Below are 17,901 nucleotides of genomic sequence, written 5' to 3'. Positions count from 1 at the left end.
GTTTTCCATAAAGCCTGCAACGGATGCGGTAATCCGTACGCGTGCGTCGGCGACGCGTCGCGCGCGTTCGGGAAAAACAACATGATTGGCGTCGCGCAGTGCTCTCAGCGCACCAGAAACGGCAGCGTCATCAAATGACCCTGCTGTGGCCTCGCCTCGTTCTCGCCGCAAAGGCGCAAACACATCCACGCGGTCGCGAGGTTGCTGCTCACTACCGGCTTGCCGATGGCGGCTTCGATTCGCGCGATGATCGGCGCAGCTCTCACCGCGGTGCACGAAATAAACAGCGCATCGGAGTCGGGCGCTGTCGCATCGCGCGCGAAGGCGACGATATCGTCGTGCGAAATCCGTGCCATCTCCCGGTCGTCGGTCAGACCCAGGCATGAGAAGCGGTCGATCGCAAAGCCTTGCGCGGCAAAGTACTCGAACATCGGCCGACTGGTTTCGGCGGTGTACGGCGTCAGCACGCTGATACGCCGCGCGTCCAGCGTGCTCAGCGCAGTGACCGCGGCAGCGGTCGGGGTGACGACTTTGGCCGATGGCTTCGCCGCATGAATGGCGCGCTCGATCTGCGCATCGCCGATCATCACGGATGCCGACGTGCACGAATACATCACGACGTCGAGCGTTTCGTCGGGCAGGATCAGCGCCGCGCCCGCGCTCAGCGATGGCTGCATCGCGCGCAGATTGTCGGGCGTCACCGGGTTCGCATACGGCACGCGATTCACATAGATGCCGATACGCTCGTTTGCGACGAGTGCCGCGAAGTCCGGCTCGGTCGTGTGATCGGTTGCGAGAATCACGAGGCCGATACGTTTGTCGAAAGCGCGTTCGATCAGATGCGGCGCGCGCTCGAACTGTCGAATAGTTATTTGCATCGTTCAATGCCCCGGAGCCGGAAAACGCTTTTCAAGGAGTCGCACACCGGCCACCGCGATCAGGCTGATGATCAGGAACAGCACGCCGACAAGCGTCATCGGTTCCAGATAGCGGTAATCCGTATTCGCGATGATCTTTGCCTGATTCATCAATTCGAGGACCGTGATCGCCGACAGTAACGGCGTCTCCTTGAACATGGAGATCAGATAATTGGCGAGCGCGGGCACCATCGGCGGCACCGCTTCGGGCAGGATCACGTGCTGCCACGTTTGCGCGGGACTCAGGTTGCAGGCCTTTGCTGCTTCCCATTGCCCGCGTGGAATGTTTTCGATGCCGGCGCGATAAACCTCAGCCGCATACGTCGCGTAATGCACGCCGATTGCGAGCACACCGGCCGCGAGCGCCGGCATCCGAATGCCGATGTCGGGCAGCACATAGAACACGAAGTACAACTGCACGAGCAGCGGCGTGCCGCGAATAAAACTCGCGATCGCCGACGTGGCGCGCGACACCGCGCGATTCGGCGCCAGCCGCAAAATGGCAATCGCCATGCCGACCACGGCCGCCACCACCGCGCCTAGCAAAGTGGCGAGCACGGTGATCTCCAACCCTTGCAGCAGGGTCGGCAGAATCTCGCGCACGAAGCTCCAGTCCCATTCCATTCGTCTATCTCCTGATGCGGTCGAGACCGAAACTCATCCGGCTTTCCAGCTTGCGCATGCCGAACGAGATCAGACAGGCCATGGCGAAGTACAGCGCGAGAATCGTCGCGAACGGGATCAACGTATTGCCGGTTTGCGAGCGCACCACCTGCGCCTGGAACGTCATGTCGCCGAGCGAGATCAGCGACACGACGGCCGTGCCCTTCAGCAGCTCGATCGCGTTGTTGCCGAACGTGGGCAGCATCAGCGGCAAGGCCTGTGGCAAGATCACGTGCCGCATGCGCTGATAGCGGGAAAGATTCAGCGCAATGCAGGCGCTGCGCTGCTCGTGGCCGATCGCGGCGACCGCGCCGCGCACCACTTCAGCGCCATACGCGCCGACGTTCAAACCGAGCGCGAGCACGCCGGCCTGCAGCGGCGTCAGCGTGAGGCCGGCCATCGGCAACACGAAATACGCCCAGAACAGCTGCACGAATATCGAGGTGCCGCGAAAAAACTCGATATACGACGTGGCCAATGCCCGCACCACGAAGAAACGCGACAGGCGCCCGAGTCCAGCGACGAATGCCATCACGAGCGCGAGGACCGCGCCCATCAGCGTCAGTTCGACGGTTGTCTGCGCTCCCTGCAGAATCAGCTGCAAATAGCCGGACCAGTGGTTCATCGACGCACCTCGCGCACAATGTGTCATGGGCCATGCGCGCTATCGCGTTGCGCGCATGGCGTCTTATCGCGGACTCAGTTCTTCGCCGCGCACAGTTTCTCGCGGCTCGTCGACATTGCCGCCTTCGCCGAGAAGCCATAGGGCTCGACGATCTTCGCGAACTCGCCGGACTCCTTCATCTTCTTCAGCTCGACGTCGAATGCATCGCGCAGCGCGGTGTCCTGCTTGCGAAATGCGACGCCGTCGCATTGCACCGGCGTGTTCTGCACCGGCGCGATCGATTCGAGGTTCGGGTCTTTCGCCTTTGAGAGCAGATCGGTGATCGACAGCAGCGGCAACGCAAACACGTCGATGCGGCCGTCCTGCAGCATCTTCAGACCGCTTTGCCCGTCCGGCACGATGATCACGCGGTCGGTCGGAATGTTCGCGGCGGTCGCGAGCTTCTGTTCGGTCGTGCCGCCTTCCACACCGAGCACCGCTTTCGGATCTTTCGCGATTTCCTCGTAGGTCTTGATGCTCTTCGTGTTGCCCTTCTTGACCGCGAACGCTTCGACCGCGCACAGCACCGGCTGCGAATAGGCGACAGCCGCGCAACGCTGCGGCGTCATGAACAGCCCCGCCGCTATCGCGTCATGCCGCCCGGCCGCGAGGCCCGGAATCATCGCGCCGTACTCGGAGACCGACGCGACGACGTCGTTGACGCCTAGCTTCTTGAACACCGCGCGCGCGACATCAGGCGCCGCGCCCGTCACCTTGCCGTCGGCGCCGACTGCGGTGAAAGGCGGTTCGTTCGCGATCGCGATCCGCGCGAAGCCTTGCTGGCGCAGCTGCGTGAGCTTGTCGTCGGCGGCATGTGCGAGGCTCGCGAGCGTCAGCAGCGACAACCCTCCCGCAATCAGAATCCCCTTTAGCTTCATGATTTTTGGCTCCTAAGGCGTAGTGGTATGGCGTAGTAGTGAGTGATGTGCAGCGTGGGAAAAGCAATCTCTTACGGCTCTGCTCAGATTCGATGTCCCGCGGCGAGGATCTTGCGCAGGAACGTCTGAGTCCGCTCGTGCGTCGGATGCGTGAAGATGTCCTCGGGCTTGCCTTCCTCGACGATCCTGCCGCGATCGAAGAACAGCACGCGGTCGGCGAAGTCGTGCGCGAAGCCCATTTCGTGCGTGACGAGCAGCATCGTCATGTCGGTCTCACGCGCGAGCCGCTGCATCACGTTCAGGACTTCCTCGACGAGTTCAGGGTCGAGCGCGGACGTCACCTCGTCGAACAGCATGATCCGCGGTGCGAGCGCGAGCGCCCGCGCGATCGCCACGCGCTGTTTCTGCCCGCCCGACAGTTGCGCGGGACGGCTCTTCGCCTTATCGGCCATGCCGACCATGTCGAGCAGTTCGAGCGCGCGCCTCTGCGCCGACTCACGGCTCTCGCCCTTCGTCAGCATCGGCGCGAGCGTCACGTTGTCGAGCACGCTCTTGTGCGGAAACAGATTGAAGTGCTGAAACACCATGCCGATCTTCTCGCGCATCTTTTGCAGATGCCGTTCGTTCGCGGGCACCATCTGGCTGCCGCGCGGCATATGGAACAGCTGTTCGCCGTCCACTTCGATATGACCGCCGTCGATCGTTTCCAGCGTCATCAGGATGCGCAGGATCGTCGTCTTGCCCGATCCCGACGGACCGATCAGTGCGAGCTTCTCGCCGGGCATCACGTCGAGCGACAGTTCGTCGATCACGGTCAGCGCGCGCCATATCGTTTCGTGATCCGGTCGAGCCGGATCAACGGCTTGCTCACCGGGCTTTCGTCTCGGCGCGCCGGTGTGCTTGCGGAGGCGACCGCGCGCTCCTCGGAGGAAAGACTTGCCGGGGCGATGCCTGAAGCGCTCAACAGATCGGTGACTCGCGCGGTGTTCATATCGATTCGATCCCGTTCGTCGTACATGTAGTGCGAACCAGAATACGCAGCCATATTTGCGATCCAGATTGCTCTAGAACAATTCTTTTTACGCGCGGACAAGGGCGGCGCAGCGTGCACTGCAACAAACATCCAGCGTCCGTCGACAACGTCACGAACATTGAACTAGCACATTCAGCGGCGTTTTTTCGCGGCATTAGACTGCGGCGAGAGATACCCGTGGACGCCCCGTTCACTTGCACCGGGCGCCACTTTCCGCAACGACGTCACGCTCAGAGAGAGGGGAAGATGTCAGATACGACGCAACACGAATCGCGAATCGCGGCGCCCGTCGTGCGCCTGCCGTTCGAACGCGACGAATACGCCGCGCGTCTCGCGAAAACGCGCAAGGCCATGCAGGCGGCCGGCATCGAACTATTGATCGTGTCGGACCCGACCAATATGGCCTGGCTCACCGGCTATGACGGCTGGTCGTTTTACGTGCATCAGTGCGTGCTGCTCGCGCTGGATGGCGAGCCGGTCTGGTTCGGCCGCGGTCAGGACGCGAACGGTGCCAAGCGCACCGTCTTCATGCAGCACGATCAGATCGTCGGCTATCCGGATCATTACGTGCAATCCACCGCGCGGCATCCGATGGACTACCTCGCGCGCGACGTGATCGCCGCACGCGGCTGGGCCAACGCGAAGATCGGCGTCGAAATGGACAACTACTATTTCAGCGCCGCCGCTTATCGCTCGCTCGTCGCGCATTTGCCGGACTCGAAATGGCAGGACGCAACCGGCCTCGTCAACTGGCAACGCGCGGTCAAATCCGCGCGCGAGATCGAGTACATGCGCGTGGCCGCGCGCATCGTCGAGAAGATGCACGCGCACATCGTCGAGCGAATCGAGCCGGGCATGCGCAAGAACGACCTCGTCGCGGAGATCTACTCGGCAGGCATTACCGGCATCGACGGTTATGGCGGCGACTATCCGGCGATCGTGCCGCTGCTGCCGACCGGCGCCGACGCGGCCGCCCCGCATTTGACCTGGGACGACACGCCGTTCGCGAAGGACGCCGGCACGTTCTTCGAAATTGCCGGCTGCTTCAAGCGTTATCACTGCCCGCAGTCGCGCACCGTGTACCTCGGCAAGCCGCCGAAGCATTTCATCGAGGGCGAGCGTGCGGTGGTCGAAGGGATTGAGGCAGGGCTCGCCGCGGCGAAACCGGGCAATACCTGCGAGGACATCGCCAATGCGTTTTTCGCGGTGCTGCATAAATACGGCATCGAGAAGAACAGCCGCTGCGGCTATCCGATCGGCGCGAGCTATCCGCCGGACTGGGGCGAGCGCACGATGAGCCTGCGCCCTGGGGACAAGACCGTCCTCGAACCCGGCATGACGTTTCACTTCATGCCGGGCCTGTGGCTCGACGACTGGGGCCTCGAAATCACCGAGAGCATTCTGATTACGCGGACCGGCGTCGAGACCTTTTGCAGGACGCCACGTAAGCTGTTCGTCAAACCGTGATTGCGCGGGCGTCGTGCCCGCGTGAACTCGCGAAGCACGACGCCCGTTTCAACGAAAGGGGAAACATGCTTCCGAAAACGATGAAGGCCGTCGTGCTGACCGCGCACGGTGGCCTCGACAAACTGGTCTATCGCGACGACGTGCCGGTGCCCTCGTGCGCGGCTGGCGAGATACTGATCGACGTCACCGCATGCGGTCTCAACAATACCGACGTGTGGGTCCGCCAAGGCGCCTACGGCACCGAGGACGATCCGCAAGCGGTGTCGACGTGGCGACGCGGCCGCTCGACGCTGACGTTTCCGCGCATTCAGGGCGCGGATATCGTCGGACGCGTGGTCGCGGTGGGTCGCGGCGTCAGCGACGCGCGTATCGGCGAGCGCGTGATCGTCGACGCGTCGATCTACAACCGCGACGACGACAGCCTCGCCGACATCGACTACATCGGCCACGGCCGCGACGGCGGCTACGCCGAATACACGGCCGTGCCCGCGGAAAACGCGCATCGGGTCGACTGCACCTATTCCGACGCCGAACTCGCTACGTTCTGGTGCGCTTATCACACCGGCGAGCAAATGATCGAACGCGCGGCCGTCAAGCACGGCGAAACGGTGCTGATTACCGGCGCGTCCGGCGGCGTCGGCTCGGCCATCATCCAGCTGTGCCGCGCGCGCGGCGCGATTCCGTATGCGGTCGTCAGCAAGGGTAAGGAAGAGGCCGTGCTAGCGCTCGGCGCGCAAGGCGCGATGCTGCGCGATAGTAGCGATTTCGTCGGGGACGTCGAACGGATGACCGAGGGGCGGGCCGTCGATGTAGTCGCCGATCTTGTCGGCGGGGCGCTGTTCGGCAAGCTGTTGAACGTGTTGCGGCCTGAGGGACGATACACGACCGCGGGCGCGATCGCGGGGCCGGTCGTGCAGCTCGATCTGCGCACGATGTATCTGAAGCAGCTGCAGTTGAATGGATCGTCGCAGGGCACGCGCGGTGCGTTCAAACGCGTGCTCGACTATATTCAGAACGGGACGATCCGGCCGGTTCTCGCGGCGACTTATCCGTTCTCGAAGTTTCACGACGCGCAGACGCGGTTTATGGAGAAGCGCTTTGTGGGGAATATCGTTGTGATTCCGGATCGGCATTATGGCGGCGAAGCCGCGCATTAGCTTTCGGTAACTCTCGGTGCAAAAGGAATATGCGAGCCCGCCCAGCAAGGCGGGCTTTTTCTCGGCCGTGGCAATCAGAATTTTCCAAGTCAGGTGCGGATCGTGGTTTCGTTCAAATCGATGATCATCCGTCGATAATCACCTCCTGTGACGGACTCGCCGCCTATCGGCGAATCGTCGATACGAACCCTGTGGGCCTCAGGTTCATTTGCCGTTGGACAATGCTTATTGTCAATGTTTATCAAAACGGCTCTATCCCAAATTAATTCTGTTGACGACGACTCATTTGGATGGTTAATTCGTCGGGGGTTTTCTGCAAAATAAGAAGAGGTCAGGCGGCGATTTGAGAACTCGCTTTGCGTGCGAGCAACGTGCTTTTGAAACATACAACCAGTGCAGAGGCTATTGATGGTCCGAGACCTTGCTGTCGTCTTTATCTACGACGACGACACGAATACGCTCAAAATGAGCAACGTGTCGCGTCGTGCTATTCAATCAACCCTGGATCGGGCGATGTTCCTCGATATTCCTGAAGCACCGGAAACTCCATTGGATGACGAATCGGCCCGCAAGCTTGGAGCGCTGGCACTTCGATGTCTAGGCGAAGCGCATCCGGATCTGGCCGCGCGACTGAATCTTTCAGCGCCAAAGTAGCTGTTTCTTGCGATCTCAGGTCGCGCTATTTTTCGGTCTTTTCGTTCTGTCGATCCATTATGTCCACCCATACACCTATCCGTGGACGGAAAGCGAGGCGCTCGCATGGTGGCGTGCTTCGGATTCTATATTTCGTGGTGTGGGTGACTATTGAATTGATCGTGGCAGCGCTTGCCTATGTGGCCATCATGAAGCTATGGCGGCACTACCGCACGAAGTAAATGAAAGCCCCGACCATGAACCGCATCGCAGCAGCCGGGGCTCTCTTTCACCTCACTTGATCAAAGCGAAGCAGCCGGCGTAAACACCTGCGACGCCACCTCATCCACCGCCTCGCGCGTCAGCTTCACGATCTCGTCCACGTCGCCGCGCGACGTCACCAGCGGCGGCGCGAAGCCGAGAATGTCGCCGTGCGGCATCGCCCGCGCGATCAGTCCGCGCTGCATCGCGGCAGCCGACACACGCGGCCCGACCTTCAGCGCCGCATCGAACGGCGTGCGGACATCCTTGTCGGCCATGAACTCCAGCGCGGCCAGCATGCCCACGCCGCGCACTTCGCCGACGAGCGGATGCGAGTCGAACGCCGCATGCAATTGCTCCAGCAGATAAGCGCCGGTTTGCGCCGCATTCTGCATGAGGTTCTCGCGTTCGAGAATCTCGAGGTTGGCGAGCGCCGCCGCCGCGCAGATCGGATGGCCCGAATAGGTCCAGCCATGCCCCAACGCACCCGATTCCTGCGATGCCTTATCGATCACGTCCCATACGCCTTCGCTGACGATCACGCCGGACAGCGGCGCGTAAGCACTCGTCAAACCCTTGGCGACAGTGATCAGATCGGGTTGAATGCCGTAGTGCTGCGCACCCATCTTCGAGCCGAGCCGGCCGAAACCGCACACCACTTCGTCGCAGATCAACAGGATGTCGTGCTTCTTCAGCACCTGCTGGATCGCGGGCCAGTAACCGGCCGGCGGCGGTACGATGCCGCCCGTGCCCATCACCGGTTCGCCGATGAAGGCCGCGATCGTCTCGGCGCCTTCGCGCGCGATCAGTTTTTCGAGTTCGTCGACGCAGTACGCGACGAACTGCGTTTCATTCATACCGGCCGGCGCGCGACGATACCAGTGCGGACACACGGTATGCTTGACGCGTTCGATCGGCAGATCGAAGAACTGGTGGAAGCTCGGCAATCCAGTGAGACTGCCGGTGACGATGCCCGAGCCGTGATAGCCGCGCTCGCGCGAAATGATCTTCTTCTTGTTCGGGCGGCCCTTCACATTGTTGTAGTACCAGACGAGCTTGATCTGCGTTTCGTTCGCGTCCGAACCGGACATGCCGTAGTACACCTTCTTCATGCCCTGCGGCGACCAGTCGATGATGCGCGACGACAGCTCGATGATCGTATCGGTCGAGTGGCCGACATACGTGTGGTAATACGCGAGCTTCTTCGCCTGCTCGTAAATCGCTTCGGCCACTTCGGTGCGGCCGTAGCCGATGTTCACGCAATAAAGGCCGGCAAATGCATCGATAAAAGTCTTGCCTTGATGGTCCTCGATGCGGATACCTTTCGCGCCGGTCACGATCCGGCCCGGCAGCGCGCCGCTCGCGTGATCGTGCGCGTGCGTCGACGGATGCATGAAGTGCGCGCGATCGGCGCTCAGCAGTTGATCGAATTGAGTCATGGGTCGCTCCTTCGTGTGATGTCTGGATGAATGAATCGGTAGGTTCAGGCCGTTGCGTCCGTCGCCATCGCATGTGCAGCGGCACGAGCGGGGGCGCTGTCGCTGACCGGCAAGCCAAGCTGGCCAAGGCAGAAATAACGTGTCTCGACGAACGGCTCGAAGCCTTCGACGCCGCCTTCGCGTCCAAGCCCCGACGACTTGATGCCGCCGAACGGAATCGGTGCGCCGGTGAACTTCGCGCCGTTGATGGACACCATCGCGAAGTCGAGTCGGCGGATCAGTTGAAACACGGTGTTCAGATCTTTCGCGCACACGTAGGCGGCAAGTCCATACTCGGTGTCGTTCGCGCGTTCGACCACTTCGTCGAGCGAATCGAACGGCGTGACCGCCGAGATCGGCGCGAAATTTTCTTCGTCGTAAATGCGCATGCCGGGCGCCGCATCGGCGACCACGGTCGGCTCGAAGAACCAGCCGCCGCGCTCGTGCGCCGCGCCGCCTACCGTGACGCGCGCACCCTTCTCACGCGCGTCGGCGACGCGCTGCACGGTCGTATTGAACGCGGCCTGGTGCATCAGCGGGCCGACGTCCACGTTCGGGTCGAATGCGCCGCCCACTTTCAACGCCTTCACGGCATCGCTATATCGCGCGACGAACGCTTCATACAACGAACGCGCGACGAAGATCCGGTTCGCCGCGCAGCAGTCCTGGCCCGAGGTCTGGAACTTCGCCGCGACCGCGACGCGCACGGCGTGTTCGAGGTCCGCATCTTCGGTCACGATGAAAGGCGCGTTGCCGCCCAGTTCGAGCGCGGTCTTCTTGATGCCTGCCCGTGCGGCCGTTTGCATCACTAGCGCGCCGACACGCGTCGAGCCGGTGAAGCTGACCGAGCGCACGCGGCTATCTGAAACCAGCGTTTCCATCGCCATTTGCGGCTCGCCGAGCACGACGTTGAACACGCCGGCCGGAAAGCCCGCTTCTTCGGCGAGTTGCGCGAGCGCGAGCGCGGAGAACGGCGTCTCGTGTGCGGGCTTCGCAACCACCGTGCAACCGGCGGCGAGCGCGGCGGCGGCCTTGCGGGTGAGCATCGCGCACGGGAAATTCCACGGCGTGATCAGCGCGGCCACGCCGACCGGCTCGATGATCGTGCCCAGATGAGCGCCATCGATATGCGTCGGAATCGTGCGCCCATTCAGGCGCCGCACCTCATGCGCGAACCATTCGACGAAGCTCGCGCCATACGCAATTTCGCCGCGCGCTTCAGCAAGCGGCTTGCCCTGTTCGAGCGACAGAATCGCGGCGAGATCCTGCTGATGACGCAGAATCAGCTCATGCCAGCGCAACAGCAGCGCCGAACGTTTGGCGACCGGCACCCAGCGCCACGTGTCGAACGCGCGCTGCGCGGCATCGACCGCGGCGGTGATCTGCGCCGCGTCGAGCATCGGCACATGGCCGAGCACTTCCTGATTCGCGGGATTCTGCACCGCGACGCTCGCGGCGCTCGCGCTATGAACCCAGCGTCCATCCACGTAGCACAGCGATTTGAATAAGACCGGATGACCCAGCAACATGACGACCTCCTGTGTGCGATGTCTGCTATCACTGTAGGTCCGGCGGCACTGCGGCTTTTTTTGTTGTCGCTTGTCGAAGGCTACGTTTTTTCTGCAATTCGCCGCATGGTTATCGTTTTTTCGGGTGGGGCTTTTCGTCGTACGTCGACCGCAAGTAGCGCGCCACTCAGCCGTTCTCGCCAATCGATTGTTCCGCCCATTCGGGCAAGCCTTCGGCCCCGCTTTTCACCACCTTCGTGACGATATAGGTGAAGTACTTTTCGATGCCCAATTCGTCGATCAGCAACGTATCGATGAAGCGCTGATAGTGGTCGATATCGCGCGACAGCACCTGCATCACATAGTCGACACCGCCACCCGTCGCGAGGCATTGCACGACTTCGGGCGCGGCCGCGATGCGCTCCTCGAAGCGCCGCATGTCCGGCGCGGTATGACGCGCGAGCGTGACCTCGACCACCACGCGGCTGCCTTTGAACGCGCGCACCCAATCGATATCGGCGCGATACCCGCGAATCACGCCCTCTTCTTCGAGGCGCTTCACGCGCTCCCATGCCGGCGAAATCGACAGATTGATTTCTTCGGCGAGGCGCGACTTCGTGATGCGTCCATCGCTCGCGAGAATGCGCAAAATCGCGAGATCGTAGCGGTCGAATTTCATCACGCGTTCAGACCGTTACCGGTATGCCTCGTTCGAGCACGTCGGCGACCACCGCAACCGTGTCGCCAATCTGCACGAGCCCCGGAAAATGCCGCGCGGCCAGCATGCCGCCGCGTCGCGCGCGATATTCGATCGGCGCGGCGCCGGTGCGCTTCGCGTCGTAGATCCGCGCGATCACCTCGCCGCCGTCGACCATGTCGCCGAGGTCCTTGCACAATTCGAGCAGGCCGTCGTGCTCGCTCGTCGTGTAGCAGGTGCCGTCGGGCATATCGAGCAGCGTCGTCGTGCGCGGCGCGCTCGTGCTCGAGTGACCCATTGCTTCGTCTTGCCTGATGATTCCCGCATGCTGCAGAAAGCCGCGCACACCGCGCTCCGTAATCGCCACGCTGTGCACGGTCGCCGTGCCACCACCCCCGAGTTCGGTCGACACGAACACCTTGCCCGCTTCCTCGACGGCCGTGTCGTAAAGGCCGACGCTATCGAGTTCGAGCATCCGCATCGAGTACGGCGCGCCGAATGCGCGCATCGCTGCCTCGCAGCGCGCCTGCTGCGTCGTGTCGGGCAGCACGTGAATCGCGGCGAACGGCACGAAGTCGAGCGTGCGGCCACCCGCGTGCAGATCGAGCACATAGTCGGCGAGCGGCAGCAGATAGCGCTGAAAATAATCGGCGATCTTCTCGGTCACGGTGCCGTCCGGCTTGCCCGGAAAGCTGCGATTCAGATTGCCGTGATCGATCGGCGACGTGCGCGTGCCCGCGCGAAACGCCGGAAAATTCATGAACGGCACGATGATCACGCGCCCGCGTACGTCACTCGCCTTCAACGTGGCGGCGAGCTTCGACAGCGCAATCGGCCCTTCGTATTCGTCACCGTGATTGCCGCCCGTCAGCAGCGCGGTCGGTCCCTCGCCGTTGCGGATCACGGTGATGGGGATCATCTCCGCGCCCCATGCGGAGACGTCGTGCGAATGAGGCAGCTTCAGGAAACCATGCTGTTCGCCGTCGGCGTTGAAATCGACCGTCGGTTGAATCGGGGATGCCCGCATCTGTGCTACTCCTTCGTGAGCCGCTTGCGCGGCGTATTGCCGTTCATCGCGCGTCATTTAGGCGGCGCGTCGTTGCCAAATGTCGTTCCCGCCTTCGCGGCACGCGCGCGCTGCAATGCGAGCGCGGCGATAGCGGTGTCCTGCGCGCCGGTTCCGGTCAGATCGCAGATCGTCACGTCGGCGTCGCTCGTGCGGCCCGCGGCCTGTTTCGCGATCACCTGGCCCAATTCGACGATCGCCGCATCGTCACGCATCGTGCCCGCGGCGAGCGCGTGATGCAGTTCGCCGAGCACGCGCGTTTGCTGCGCGCGGTCGCATACGTAGCGCGCCGCCGCCAGCGCGGCCGGCGCGATTTCGTTCTTGTGCTCGGCGTCCGAGCCCATCGCAGTGATGTGCAGGCCCGGATGCAGATCGGCGGCGTCGATCAGCGGCGTGCGGCTCGGCGTGGTGGTAATCGCGACGTCCGCTTCGGCGAGCGCGTCATGAACGCTGGCCGCGACATCGCATCGCACGCCGAGCGTGTCGTTCACTTTCGCGGAGAAACGCAGCGCGCTCGCCGCGTCGCGCGCCCAGACGCGTATGTGTTCGACGCGGCGCACCAGCATCAAGGCCCGCAGTTGCAGACGCGCCTGCTCGCCCGCGCCGATCACCGCGACCTGCGGCGTGTGCGCTTTCGCGAGCCAGCGCGCCGCGACCGCGCCGGCGGCCGCCGTGCGTATGGCGGTCAGATAGCCGTTGTCGAGCAGCACCGCTTCGGTCAGCCCGGTCTTCGCCGACAACACCAGCATCAGACCATTCAGGCTCGGCAGACCGAGCGACGGGTTGTCGAAGAAACCTGGACTGACCTTGATCGCGAAGCTGTCGAGGCGCGGCAGCCACGCGGTCTTCACGTCGACTTCGCCGTTATGCGCGGGCAGATCGAGCCGCAGGATCGGCGGCATCGCGACCGCCTCGGTCGCGAGCGCGACAAAGGCGGCTTCGATCTGATCGATGGCCGCGAGATCGAGCGGCACGAGTTTGCGAAGCTCGGCCTCGCCAAGGAGCGTGATCGAGGTCATGATGGGGTGTGTGAGTTCGGTGACGGCGCGGCTTGCGAGGATTCGTTGCCGATGATCCGCCGATGCAGATTCATATCGATGTTCGCGCCCGTCACGACGAGCACGAGCGGCCCGCGCGCGATGCGTTCAGCGGGCAGCGCATGATCGAGCACCGCGGCAATCCCCACCGCCGCCGCGCCTTCGACGACGAGCCGTTCCTGCCGATACGCATGCGCGATGCCGCGCGCGATCGACGCCTCGTCGAGCAGCACGGTCTCGTCGATCAGATCGCGCGTCAGCGCATACGTATAGCGGTTTTCGAGTCCGATGCCACCGCCGAGCGAATCGGCGAGCGTGTCGACTTCCTCGACCAGCACCGGTTGACCGGCGGCGAGACTCGCATGCATCGCGGCGCCGCGCGCCATCGTGACGCCTGTCAAGCCAATCGTAGGATTGGTGCTTTTCGCCACAAGCGCGATGCCGGCAAACAGCCCGCCGCCCGACAACGGCACGACGATGTTCGCGACATCGGGCAAGGCCTCGACGATTTCGAGCCCGATCGTGCCCTGTCCGGCGATCACGCGCGGATCGTCAAATGGCGGCACGTACGCATAGCCTTCTTCGCGCGCGAGCCGCAATGCTTCGTGCTCGGCCTCGTCCTGACTTTGGCCGGTAATGCGCACGTGCGCGCCGAGCGCCCGTACCGCGTCGACCTTGTTGGCGGGCACGAGGCGCGACAGACACACGGTTGCGTCCATACCGAGCGCGCGCGCCGCATGCGCGAGCGCGCGGCCATGATTACCGGTCGATGCGGTCACCACGCGAGCGCAGCCCTGCTCGGCCAACTGCGCGAGCGCATTGGTCGCGCCGCGCAGCTTGAAGCTGCCGGTCGGCTGCACGGTTTCGAGCTTCAGATAAACCGGCGTGCCCGCGTGCGCCGACAGGCTCGGCGATTCGACGAGCGGCGTACGGCATACGCGACCGTCGATACGGCTGCGCGCCCGGTAAATGTCGGCTAACGAAAGATTGGCTGACAATGGAACGGTTGACGATGGAACGGACATGCACCAGGCCCTGCATCAAAGAGGTCGATTCGCTATTCGATGCGGGCACGGCTATCGCAGATAAACGCAGTGACTCGCGACCGCATCGCTTTCCATGCAGCCCAGTCTAGTGTTCTAAAAAAGGATTTTTATTGTCCTAGTTCATTTCGGTCAGCGCGTTACGCAATTCGCGCACCGGCGCGATCAGGTGAAATCGTGCACCTGCGGGTACTGCTCGAACACGTCGCGCATCGTTTCGAGCGCGGCTTTATAGGCGTCTTCGCTGACCTCGGCGCCGACGCAAACCCGCACCGCGTTGGGCCGGTCGGCGTCGCGCACGAGAAACGGATCGGGCGACGTGACTGCGATGTCGCGGTTGCGCAGTTCGCGCACCAGCCGATCGGTACGCCAGTGATCGGGCACCCGCAGCCACGCCGATAGCGCCTGCGGATGCGCGCCCAGGACATATTTACCAAGCGTCTGCTGCAATTGCGACTGACGCCGCCCGAGCCGCTCGCGCTGAATTTCGACGAGCCGCGCGGCCGTGCCGTCGACAACCCAGCGCGTGGCGACCTCGGCCATCGGCGGCGTCGCCATCCAACTGCTCACGCGCAGCACGCTCTCGGCGCGCAGCGCGAGCCGGCGCGGCGTCGTCATATAACCGATGCGCAAGCCGGCCATCACCGACTTCGTAAAACTCGTGCAGTAGAACGAAAGGTCCGGAATCAGGCTCGAAATGGGCGTGGAATGTTTGGCCGGCAACGGCCCGTACACGTCGTCCTCGATCACGTATACGCCATAGCGTTCGGCGATTTTCGCAATCGCGCGACGCCGCGAATCGGGCATCAACGCGACGGTCGGATTGTTCAGCGTCGGTGTGCAGACGAGCGCCGAGATGCGCTCGCTGTCGCACATCTCCTCGAAATGCTCGGGGTGAATGCCGTACTCGTCGATCTCGAGGCCCTTCAGCGTGAAGCCGAGCACGTTGGCCGAACCTATCACGCCGTGATCCGTCAGGCTTTCGCACAGCACTGTGTCGCCCGGCCCCACCAGCGAAGCGAGCGCGAGAAAAATGCCGTGGGCGGCGCCGTTCGTGACGAGCAGCGTATCGGCCGAAGCCGGCATGCCGAGCGACGCGAGCCATGCAATACCCGCCTGGCGATGATGCTCGAAGCCCGCGATCGGCCGGAACGCGCGAATCCACGGCTGATCGTCGAGCGTCGACAGCGTCGCGCAGACCTTGCGCCACATCGCGTCATGCTCGGACGTGTGAATGATGCGCGCGATCGAAAAGTCGACCACCGAACGCTCGGCCGTATCGAGCATGTAGCTCGACATCGTTTCGGTGACGCGAGCCGCGACGAAGCTGCCGCGCCCGACCTCGCAGCGGATCAGGCCTTGCCGCTCCAGTTCCTTGTACGCGTTGGTCACGGTCTGCACGCTGATCGCGAGTTCGGCGGCGACGTCGCGTTGCGGCGGCAGGCGCGCGCCCGGCGGCAGCGACGTGTTCTCGATGTCGCCGGCAATCGCCTTGACCAGCCGCTTGTATTTCGATTCCACGCCGTGCACCGCGCGCACGGCCTCGCGCCACTGCTCGATCACCGCTGCTCCTATGTCGTGGTGGATGCTGGCTCCGTGAGGAGTCGGCGTCGTCTCGCCTGATCTCCCATAGTGCGGCAGAAACGGGGGAGGAAATTAATGTCCTAGGGCATTTACCGCGAAAAAATGTGGGGCAGGATCTCGCCAAGCGGCGCCATCCAAGGATGACGGTTGAACGAGGCCACCTGTTCCAGCGTCGCCAGTTCAACATGGAAAACGCGTGAATGGACGTTATGCGGCTTGCGCGAGGTGGCGTGCGGCGGCAGAGAATTGGCGACCATTCGCGGGTGTGAGTCCTATCATTCAACCATTCACAATTCGCGAATCGCGATGCACATACAGCAGTCAATGCTCCGGTCATACGTCTGCTGGTGTTTTTGTATTCAACTCGCGAACAGGAGGATAAGGTGTCGCCCCCTATTTTCTGGCGGGCAACTCAGACCCGCGTGATCGTCATACTGGCAGCGCTGCTGGGGTTGGCATGTTTCGCCGATCCGGCGCACGCCAATCCTCCCAGCAACCCTGGTGTACCGACCTCCGTCGCCATTGGGCAATCGGTCATATGTCAGCCCGTCTCCACGACCAGGCCGCAGCCGGTGCTTCCAAAGGGATTTACAGAGCGGATTTTATACAGCGGTTGTCTCAATCAGCCGACGGCAATCAGTTTCAACGCAAGCCAGACCAGGGTCTTCATCGCCGAAAAAGGCGGCAGGGTTTGGAATTGCGACCTGGCGACGCCTACCTGTACGTTGATCGCCGACCTCAGCAATGAAGTCTGCAACGATGTCGACCGGGGACTTCTCGGGATTGCGGTCGATCCTCGGAACGACGGCAAAATTTACGTGCTTTACACGACGCCTCCAGCTACAGGCGCCTGTAGCGGAAACGTTCTGACTCACGGCCAGCTTTCGCTGCTGACAACGGCGGGAGCGGGCACGACCGAAACGAAGATCCTCCCTCCCGCACGGTCAGGCAATCAAACGTGGTGTTTTTTCTACACGTCTCACAGTATTGGCGGACTAGTCTTCGGAGTTGACAACAGAACGCTGTACGTTAGCGCTGGCGACGGCGCGAGCTTCGATCAGGTGGACTACGGACAGTTGGATACTGCGTGCGGCGATGGCACGAATCTGCCGCAGGGCGCGTTTCGCAGTCAAGGCGTGTCTCCCTATAGCGACGGCGCTGTTCTCCGGATCACGAACCCGGGTTCGACAACTCAAAGCGTTGCCCTGGTTGCGCAAGGCTTACGCAATCCGTTCCGGTTCGCCCGCCTGCCTGGTAGTACGGACGAGCTGTATATCGGCAATGTGGGCTGGAACAGTTGGGAGGCAATCGATCATGTCACTGTCGACGGCCAAGACTTCGGCTGGCCGTGCTACGAAGGATGGAGCCCTGGCGCCAACTTCGCTGCGGCTCCCGAGCCCGACTATCAAAACACGGGCTACTGCGGAAAGTTCGCGGGTGCCACGGCGCCGTTTTATGCGTACGCTCACACGAGCTACATTTCACCCGATGACAGTCGTGGAAGAACCTGCGGCGGCAAGCGGAACGGCGGAGGGCCGGACCAGAACGGCAGTGTCATCTCTGCGATCGGGTTTACCGACGATACGAGCACAACCTACCCTGCTCAATTCAAAAACGCACTGTACTTTGGTGATCTTCTGCGGCAATGCATCTGGACCATGCAACCTCCGAACAATGTGCCCCAGACTTTCGCAAGGGGTCTGCAGGGAGGACCGGTGGATCTGAAGGCGGGCCAGAATGGCGACCTGTTCTACGTGGATCTCGTGACCAGTACGATCAGGCGAATTACACACAACTAGTGTCCTGAGTTAGAAG

The 17,901-nt window shown here is 62.6% G+C and carries 17 protein-coding genes and 2 pseudogenes; 5 read left to right on the top strand and 14 right to left on the bottom strand.

Annotation, left to right across the window (positions count from 1 at the left end; all coding sequences use genetic code 11):
- Positions 1 to 104: 104 nt before the first annotated feature.
- The 5 genes and pseudogenes from eutA to ehuA all read right to left on the bottom strand — a co-directional run bounded on the left by eutA (position 105) and on the right by ehuA (position 4,113).
- The gene (gene eutA, locus OKW35_RS20670) at positions 105 to 878 is read right to left on the bottom strand and encodes an ectoine utilization protein EutA (protein ID WP_429553014.1); all 774 of its coding nucleotides are present in this window, start codon (positions 876 to 878) and stop codon (positions 105 to 107) included.
- A 3-nt stretch (positions 879 to 881) separates the two neighbouring features.
- Entirely contained in the window at positions 882 to 1,541 is a 660-nt protein-coding gene (ehuD, locus tag OKW35_RS20665; RefSeq protein WP_184061530.1) for an ectoine/hydroxyectoine ABC transporter permease subunit EhuD, read from the bottom strand.
- Between the two features lie 4 nt (positions 1,542 to 1,545).
- The gene (gene ehuC, locus OKW35_RS20660) at positions 1,546 to 2,205 is read right to left on the bottom strand and encodes an ectoine/hydroxyectoine ABC transporter permease subunit EhuC (protein WP_018423791.1); all 660 of its coding nucleotides are present in this window, start codon (positions 2,203 to 2,205) and stop codon (positions 1,546 to 1,548) included.
- A gap of 74 nt (positions 2,206 to 2,279) precedes the next feature.
- Positions 2,280 to 3,122 (bottom strand): ectoine/hydroxyectoine ABC transporter substrate-binding protein EhuB, encoded by an 843-nt coding sequence (ehuB, locus tag OKW35_RS20655; RefSeq protein ID WP_184061529.1) that lies wholly within the window; start codon positions 3,120 to 3,122, stop codon positions 2,280 to 2,282.
- Positions 3,123 to 3,205: 83 nt separating this feature from the next.
- Positions 3,206 to 4,113 (bottom strand): annotated as a pseudogene (gene ehuA / locus OKW35_RS20650) (ectoine/hydroxyectoine ABC transporter ATP-binding protein EhuA).
- Positions 4,114 to 4,401: 288 nt separating this feature from the next.
- Between ehuA and doeA the strand changes: the two are divergent.
- Positions 4,402 to 5,622, top strand: coding sequence for an ectoine hydrolase DoeA (gene doeA / locus OKW35_RS20645; protein WP_184061528.1), 1,221 nt, complete (start codon positions 4,402 to 4,404; stop codon positions 5,620 to 5,622).
- Between the two features lie 65 nt (positions 5,623 to 5,687).
- On the top strand, positions 5,688 to 6,779 hold the full coding sequence (locus OKW35_RS20640) for an alcohol dehydrogenase family protein (protein ID WP_429553013.1): 1,092 nt from the start codon (positions 5,688 to 5,690) through the stop codon (positions 6,777 to 6,779).
- Between the two features lie 89 nt (positions 6,780 to 6,868).
- Here the strand turns inward: OKW35_RS20640 and OKW35_RS20635 are convergent, their stop codons facing one another.
- On the bottom strand, positions 6,869 to 7,165 hold the full coding sequence (locus OKW35_RS20635) for a hypothetical protein (RefSeq protein ID WP_429553012.1): 297 nt from the start codon (positions 7,163 to 7,165) through the stop codon (positions 6,869 to 6,871).
- A gap of 22 nt (positions 7,166 to 7,187) precedes the next feature.
- Between OKW35_RS20635 and OKW35_RS20630 the strand changes: the two genes are divergently transcribed.
- Together OKW35_RS20630 and OKW35_RS20625 are read left to right on the top strand one after the other, a co-directional pair.
- Entirely contained in the window at positions 7,188 to 7,433 is a 246-nt protein-coding gene (locus OKW35_RS20630) for a hypothetical protein (RefSeq protein ID WP_184040027.1), read from the top strand.
- A gap of 7 nt (positions 7,434 to 7,440) precedes the next feature.
- Positions 7,441 to 7,654: pseudogene (locus OKW35_RS20625) on the top strand (hypothetical protein).
- Positions 7,655 to 7,714: 60 nt separating this feature from the next.
- Here the strand turns inward: OKW35_RS20625 and OKW35_RS20620 are convergent.
- From OKW35_RS20620 to OKW35_RS20585, 8 genes are all read right to left on the bottom strand, one after another.
- Complete coding sequence (locus tag OKW35_RS20620; protein ID WP_429553011.1) at positions 7,715 to 9,112, bottom strand: aspartate aminotransferase family protein; 1,398 nt, start codon at positions 9,110 to 9,112, stop codon at positions 7,715 to 7,717.
- Positions 9,113 to 9,156: 44 nt separating this feature from the next.
- Positions 9,157 to 10,680, bottom strand: a complete 1,524-nt coding sequence (locus tag OKW35_RS20615; RefSeq protein WP_429553010.1) for an NAD-dependent succinate-semialdehyde dehydrogenase — start codon at positions 10,678 to 10,680, stop codon at positions 9,157 to 9,159.
- A gap of 166 nt (positions 10,681 to 10,846) precedes the next feature.
- Complete coding sequence (locus tag OKW35_RS20610; protein WP_429553009.1) at positions 10,847 to 11,338, bottom strand: Lrp/AsnC family transcriptional regulator; 492 nt, start codon at positions 11,336 to 11,338, stop codon at positions 10,847 to 10,849.
- Between the two features lie 7 nt (positions 11,339 to 11,345).
- Positions 11,346 to 12,383 (bottom strand): N(2)-acetyl-L-2,4-diaminobutanoate deacetylase DoeB, encoded by a 1,038-nt coding sequence (gene doeB / locus OKW35_RS20605; protein ID WP_429553008.1) that lies wholly within the window; start codon positions 12,381 to 12,383, stop codon positions 11,346 to 11,348.
- 53 nt (positions 12,384 to 12,436) lie between these two features.
- The gene (locus tag OKW35_RS20600) at positions 12,437 to 13,441 is read right to left on the bottom strand and encodes a cyclodeaminase (protein WP_429553007.1); all 1,005 of its coding nucleotides are present in this window, start codon (positions 13,439 to 13,441) and stop codon (positions 12,437 to 12,439) included.
- Positions 13,438 to 14,484: a hydroxyectoine utilization dehydratase EutB gene (gene eutB / locus OKW35_RS20595; RefSeq protein ID WP_429553006.1), complete on the bottom strand. Its 1,047-nt coding sequence runs from the start codon at positions 14,482 to 14,484 to the stop codon at positions 13,438 to 13,440. Before eutB ends, OKW35_RS20600 begins: the two co-directional genes overlap by 4 nt.
- Positions 14,485 to 14,667: 183 nt before the next feature.
- Positions 14,668 to 16,065 carry a PLP-dependent aminotransferase family protein gene (locus OKW35_RS20590; protein WP_429553005.1) on the bottom strand — a complete coding sequence of 466 codons (1,398 nt, stop codon included), beginning with the start codon at positions 16,063 to 16,065 and terminating at the stop codon, positions 14,668 to 14,670.
- Between the two features lie 110 nt (positions 16,066 to 16,175).
- Positions 16,176 to 16,343, bottom strand: a complete 168-nt coding sequence (locus OKW35_RS20585; RefSeq protein WP_429553004.1) for a hypothetical protein — start codon at positions 16,341 to 16,343, stop codon at positions 16,176 to 16,178.
- A gap of 138 nt (positions 16,344 to 16,481) precedes the next feature.
- Here OKW35_RS20585 and OKW35_RS20580 point away from each other — a divergent pair, with 138 nt between their 5' ends.
- Positions 16,482 to 17,885 carry a PQQ-dependent sugar dehydrogenase gene (locus tag OKW35_RS20580; protein ID WP_429553816.1) on the top strand — a complete coding sequence of 468 codons (1,404 nt, stop codon included), beginning with the start codon at positions 16,482 to 16,484 and terminating at the stop codon, positions 17,883 to 17,885.
- Positions 17,886 to 17,901: the final 16 nt, after the last annotated feature.

Origin of the sequence: Paraburkholderia sp. MM5477-R1 (genome assembly GCF_050436385.1) — a bacterium.
Lineage (GTDB): Bacteria > Pseudomonadota > Gammaproteobacteria > Burkholderiales > Burkholderiaceae > Paraburkholderia > Paraburkholderia tuberum.
The sequence above is the reverse complement of the archived record's forward strand: the minus strand, read 5'-3'. Positions and strand labels throughout refer to the sequence as shown.

Excerpts from the sequence above, each read along its gene's own strand:
- OKW35_RS20640 (WP_429553013.1), top strand. The coding sequence starts at position 5,688 with ATGCTTCCGAAAACGATGAAGGCCGTCGTGCTGACCGCGCACGGTGGC.
- eutB (WP_429553006.1), bottom strand. The coding sequence starts at position 14,484 with ATGTCCGTTCCATCGTCAACCGTTCCATTGTCAGCCAATCTTTCGTTA.
- ehuC (WP_018423791.1), bottom strand. The coding sequence starts at position 2,205 with ATGAACCACTGGTCCGGCTATTTGCAGCTGATTCTGCAGGGAGCGCAG.
- OKW35_RS20620 (WP_429553011.1), bottom strand. The coding sequence starts at position 9,112 with ATGACTCAATTCGATCAACTGCTGAGCGCCGATCGCGCGCACTTCATG.
- doeA (WP_184061528.1), top strand. The coding sequence starts at position 4,402 with ATGTCAGATACGACGCAACACGAATCGCGAATCGCGGCGCCCGTCGTG.
- OKW35_RS20600 (WP_429553007.1), bottom strand. The coding sequence starts at position 13,441 with ATGACCTCGATCACGCTCCTTGGCGAGGCCGAGCTTCGCAAACTCGTG.
- OKW35_RS20610 (WP_429553009.1), bottom strand. The coding sequence starts at position 11,338 with ATGAAATTCGACCGCTACGATCTCGCGATTTTGCGCATTCTCGCGAGC.
- ehuD (WP_184061530.1), bottom strand. The coding sequence starts at position 1,541 with ATGGAATGGGACTGGAGCTTCGTGCGCGAGATTCTGCCGACCCTGCTG.
- OKW35_RS20585 (WP_429553004.1), bottom strand. The coding sequence starts at position 16,343 with ATGGTCGCCAATTCTCTGCCGCCGCACGCCACCTCGCGCAAGCCGCAT.
- OKW35_RS20615 (WP_429553010.1), bottom strand. The coding sequence starts at position 10,680 with ATGTTGCTGGGTCATCCGGTCTTATTCAAATCGCTGTGCTACGTGGAT.
- OKW35_RS20635 (WP_429553012.1), bottom strand. The coding sequence starts at position 7,165 with ATGTTTCAAAAGCACGTTGCTCGCACGCAAAGCGAGTTCTCAAATCGC.
- eutA (WP_429553014.1), bottom strand. The coding sequence starts at position 878 with ATGCAAATAACTATTCGACAGTTCGAGCGCGCGCCGCATCTGATCGAA.
- OKW35_RS20630 (WP_184040027.1), top strand. The coding sequence starts at position 7,188 with ATGGTCCGAGACCTTGCTGTCGTCTTTATCTACGACGACGACACGAAT.
- ehuB (WP_184061529.1), bottom strand. The coding sequence starts at position 3,122 with ATGAAGCTAAAGGGGATTCTGATTGCGGGAGGGTTGTCGCTGCTGACG.
- doeB (WP_429553008.1), bottom strand. The coding sequence starts at position 12,383 with ATGCGGGCATCCCCGATTCAACCGACGGTCGATTTCAACGCCGACGGC.